Here is a 1,156-nt window from a genome sequence, read left to right on the forward strand (position 1 = left end):
ACACACCATTACCGTGACGGCAACAGACCCTGCAGGCAATGCAGGTACCGATACCGCAGTGGTGACCATTGATACCACCGCACCAAATGCACCTGTACTTGATCCAATCAATGCAACTGACCCGGTGAGCGGTACAGCAGAAGCGGGCTCAACCGTGACTGTGAGCTTCCCTGACGGTACGACTGCAACAGTTGTGGCAGGCACAGACGGAACATGGTCAGTACCAAACCCGGGTAACCTGGTGGATGGCGATACCGTGACTGCAACAGCAACTGACCCTGCAGGCAATACTTCATTGCCAGGTACAGGCACAGTCTCTGCAGACATCACACCGCCGGTGGTTCTACTTGATGATGTGTTGACCAATGACAGCACACCAGCACTTACTGGTACAGTGAACGATCCGACAGCCACTGTGGTTGTGAATGTGGATGGTGTTGACTATCCGGCAGTGAACAATGGTGACGGCACCTGGACGCTTGCAGACAATACACTTCCTGCGTTAACTGATGGTCCACACACCATTACCGTGACGGCAACAGACCCTGCAGGCAATGCAGGTACCGATACCGCAGTGGTGACCATTGATACCACCGCACCAAATGCACCAGTGCTTGATCCAATTAATGCAACTGACCCAGTGAGCGGTACAGCAGAAGCGGGTTCTACAGTGACTGTGAGCTTCCCTGACGGCAGCACTGCAACAGTGGTGGCAGGCACAGACGGCAGCTGGTCAGTACCAAACCCGGGTAACCTGGTGGATGGCGATACCGTGACTGCAACAGCAACTGACCCTGCAGGCAATACTTCATTGCCAGGTACAGGCACAGTCTCTGCAGACATTACACCGCCGGTGGTTGCGCTGGATGATGTACTCACGAACGACAGCACACCAGCACTCACTGGTACAGTGAACGATCCGACAGCCACTGTGGTTGTCAATGTGGATGGTGTTGACTATCCGGCGGTGAACAATGGTGACGGCACCTGGACGCTTGCAGACAATACACTTCCTGCGTTAACTGATGGTCCACACACCATTACCGTGACGGCAACAGACCCTGCAGGCAATGCAGGTACCGATACCGCAGTGGTGACCATTGATACCACCGCACCAAATGCACCGGTACTTGATCCAATTAATGCAACTGACCCA

General features: G+C 54.2%; 1 protein-coding gene. It reads left to right on the plus strand.

Translation table 11 applies throughout. From position 1 onward, the window contains the following. Nucleotides 1-1,156: Ig-like domain-containing protein (locus MKX14_RS18190; RefSeq protein ID WP_240283148.1), on the plus strand; the 1,156-nt coding region annotated here is incomplete at both ends.

Source organism: Acinetobacter pittii (genome assembly GCF_022449185.1).
Classification (GTDB): domain Bacteria; phylum Pseudomonadota; class Gammaproteobacteria; order Pseudomonadales; family Moraxellaceae; genus Acinetobacter; species Acinetobacter pittii_I.